Origin of the sequence: Micromonospora sp. BL1 (assembly GCF_003667485.1) — a bacterium.
GTDB lineage: Bacteria > Actinomycetota > Actinomycetes > Mycobacteriales > Micromonosporaceae > Micromonospora > Micromonospora tulbaghiae.
In genome coordinates this window covers 1-3,319 of record NZ_RCVK01000370.1, presented here as the reverse complement: position 1 = coordinate 3,319, position 3,319 = coordinate 1, and the positions used below count along the sequence as shown (strand labels likewise).

Annotated in this window: 4 protein-coding genes; 1 reads left to right on the top strand and 3 read right to left on the bottom strand. The window is 75.4% G+C overall.

The genetic code is table 11. The features are described 5' to 3' along the window. Positions 1-405: M17 family peptidase N-terminal domain-containing protein (locus tag EAD96_RS27720; RefSeq protein WP_305034169.1), on the bottom strand; the 405-nt coding region annotated here is incomplete at its 3' end. Positions 406-571: 166 nt separating this feature from the next. Here EAD96_RS27720 and gcvT point away from each other — a divergent pair. After that, entirely contained in the window at positions 572-1,696 is a 1,125-nt protein-coding gene (gcvT, locus tag EAD96_RS27715; RefSeq protein WP_199733319.1) for a glycine cleavage system aminomethyltransferase GcvT, read from the top strand. Positions 1,697-1,706: 10 nt separating this feature from the next. On the opposite strand, the gene EAD96_RS27710 is transcribed toward gcvT, so the two are convergent. Further along, positions 1,707-2,996 (bottom strand): DUF2314 domain-containing protein, encoded by a 1,290-nt coding sequence (locus EAD96_RS27710; protein ID WP_121686314.1) that lies wholly within the window; start codon positions 2,994-2,996, stop codon positions 1,707-1,709. 63 nt (positions 2,997-3,059) lie between these two features. Beyond that, on the bottom strand, positions 3,060-3,319 hold a 260-nt coding region (locus tag EAD96_RS27705), incomplete at its 5' end, for an adenosylcobinamide-GDP ribazoletransferase (RefSeq protein ID WP_199733318.1).

Sequence of the window (3,319 nt, the reverse complement as noted above, 5' to 3'; positions counted from 1 at the left end):
GTCGTCGGGCAGCGGCAGGGCCAGGGCGACGCGCGGGGCGCCGGCCAGCGCCCGCACCGCGGCACCGGCGGCCCGGCGCAGCGACTCCGGCGCCGGAGCGGCGCCCGAGGGCTCCGGGCCGAGGCCGACGGCCACGACCAGCGGCGCGGTCACCGTGCCCAGCGTGGCCAGCTTGATCACCTCGCCCGGGCCACCGGTCGCGCCGAGCAGGGCCAGCGTCTCGGTCAGCTTTCCGTCGAACGCGGCGGCGATGCTCTCCCCGCCGGTCGCCAGCAGCAGGGCGTGGGCGGGTGCGCCGCTGCCCGGCTCGGTGGTCTGGCTGTGCACGCCGATCACGATCGCGTCGACGGCGAGTTCGGCGGGGTCGGTGTCGACCAGGCTGAGGGTGGTGCGGGGCGATGTCACGAAAGCTACTCCGGGCGGGCCGGGCCGGCCGCGTCGTCGCGTACCGGCGATGAAGGTGTCTCCGGCGGCAACCTACCCGCCGGGAGGCGTGGCTGTCCCGCCGATGCGTGCCGACGGGATCCCGCCGATGCTAACCACAGCGGGCCGGGCCGGTAAGTTGCCACCCATGACCGAGGTGACCTCCGACGCTGCCGAGACCCGGCTGCGCCGATCCCCGCTGCACGAGCGGCACACCGCGCTCGGCGCGAAGTTCGCCCCCTTCGGAGGCTGGCAGATGCCGCTGGAGTACGCCGGTGGCGGCGTGCTCAAGGAGCACACGGCCGTCCGCGAGGGCGTCGGCGTGTTCGACGTCTCGCACCTGGGCAAGATCCGGGTCACCGGGCCGGGCGCGGCGGACTTCGTCAACGCCTGCCTCACCAACGACCTCGGCCGGATCGCGCCCGGCCAGGCGCAGTACACGCTCTGCTGCGACGACGCCACCGGCGGCGTGGTGGACGACATCATCGCCTACCTGCACGCCGACGACCACGTCTTCCTGGTGCCCAACGCGGCCAACACCGCCGAGGTCGCCCGCCGCCTGCGCGCCGCCGCGCCCGAGGGCGTCACAGTCACCGACGAGCACGAGGCGTACGCGGTGCTCGCGGTCCAGGGTCCGCGCTCGGCCGAGCTGCTGGGCGCGCTCGGCCTGCCCACCGGCCACGACTACATGAGCTTCTCCACCGCCGGCCTCGACGGGGTGGATCTGACGGTGTGCCGCACCGGCTACACCGGCGAGCTGGGCTACGAGCTGGTCGTGGCGTCCGAGCACGCGGTCGCCGTCTGGGACGCGATCTTCGCCGCGGCCGACGACGTACGCGCCTGCGGCCTGGCCGCCCGGGACACGCTGCGCACCGAGATGGGCTACCCGCTGCACGGGCAGGACCTGTCCCCGGAGATCACCCCGGTGCAGGGCCGCTCCGGCTGGGCGGTGGGCTGGGACAAGGCGGCGTTCTGGGGTCGCGACGCGCTGCGCGCCGAGAAGGCCGCCGGCCCGGCCCGTACGCTGCGCGGCCTCACCGCCGTCGACCGGGCCATCCCGCGCCCCGGCATGGCCGTGTACGCGGGCGACCGGCAGGTCGGCACCGTCACCAGCGGCACGTTCAGCCCGACGCTCAAGCAGGGCGTCGCGCTGGCGCTCGTCGACACCGACCCGAAGCTGCCCGACGGCGAGGAGCTGGAGGTGGACATCCGTGGCCGCCGCGCCCGGATGCGCCTGACCAGGCCGCCGTTCGTCAAGCCCTCGGTGCGCTGAGCCGCGCGGGTCAGTGCTCGCCGCGCTCCCCGGCGTCGAGCACCGCCTGCGTCCAGCCGCCCTCCAGCACGCCGGTGCCGTCCAGCACCGCCCAGTCGACGACGTCCGACGCCTCCACCACCACCGGCGAGCCGATCCGCACGCTCGGGTCGGTGTTGGCGTCGCTGGCGCTGGCGCCGACGATCCGCTCCGGGGTGTCCCACGAGGTGACCCCGGCCCAGACGTACTCGGGGCCGTCGTCGCCGGGCAGGCCGTACTTGACCACGAGCTGGCTCTCCTCGGGCAGCCGGCCGGCCAGGAACCGGGCCCGGATGTCGCCGAGCGCCTCTCGGGCGGTCTCCACCGCGCGGCTCATCGCGTCACCGGTGCGGGTGTAGCGGACGTCCGGCTGGATGCCGTTGAACAGCGTCGCGCAGGCGGCGGCGAAGTAGCGGCCGGGCGGACCCGGGTGCCCGGGCGGCGGGTTCAGGCTCAGGAACGAGTCGGCGTCCGGGTCGGTGGCCGGGTCCAGTTCCAGCCGCAGCAGCACCGGCGCGGTCGCGCCGTGCTGCTCCGGATTGCCGTACGCCACGGCGATGTCGTGCCCGGTCACCGTGGCCAGCACCGGAAGCTGCACGAACGCCGGCACCTCCTCGCCGGCCAGCCCGTCGGTCCAGTCCCGCAGCAGCCGCCGGGCCGCGCCGGTCATCACCGCGCCCCACGCCCGGGTCAGGTGGTCCGGCACGCCCTGGGCCTGCAACTCCAGCAGCCCGAACCGGCGCAGCCCCTTCGTGGTGAACCAGAGCCCGTCGGAGTCCGAGGAGTAGGGCACCAGCACCCAGTCGACGAGCCGGATCCGGCCCTGCTCGTCCGGCAGCGAGCGCAGCGCCGCCGCCGGGTCGAGGAACTGGAGCCCGAAGACGTCCACCACGTCCCCGCCGACCGTCTCGGCGACCGCCGCGGCCACCGCGCGGGCGGCCCACTCGTGCGCGGGCGGCCAGCCCGGCCGGTATTCGGCCTGCACCACCACGAGGTGGGTGGCGGCGGCCAGCCGGGCCAGTTGCTCCTCGGTGGCGCCGAACGCGGTGAGCAGGTCCGGCGGCAGCTCGGGGAACTCGTCGACGGTACGGGTGTCCACCGTCATCAGCGGGCTGTCGAGCATCTGCCGGGCCAGCCCGTGCACCGGTTCGGCGAGCCGGCCGGCGAGCCCTTCCACGGCGGTCTTCGGGCTCACCTTGGGCAGCCCGGTGATCGGCACCAGGTAGGTCGCGTCGAGCGACTCGGGCACCGGTACCGGCAGGAAGTCGTCCGTGATGAGCATGCCGTCCCCCTCGACCACGCCGGTGCACTCGCCCCGAACGCTACCCGCCCGGACCGGTGACGCTCAGCCGGTCAGCACCAGTCCCAGGTAGGACAGCGTGGTGACGATCTCCACGAGCGCTCCGAGCACGTCGCCGGTGATGCCGCCGAAGCGGCGTACCAGGTGCCGCAGCAGCCCGGCCGCGACGGCGAGCGCGCCCAGCACGGCGAGCGGCCCCTGCCACGGACGGTCCGGCACCGCGGGCACGGCCGCCAGCGCGACGGCGACCGCGCCGAGCGCCAGCGCGCCCCACCCGACCGTGCCGGCGACGAGCGCGCCCAGGC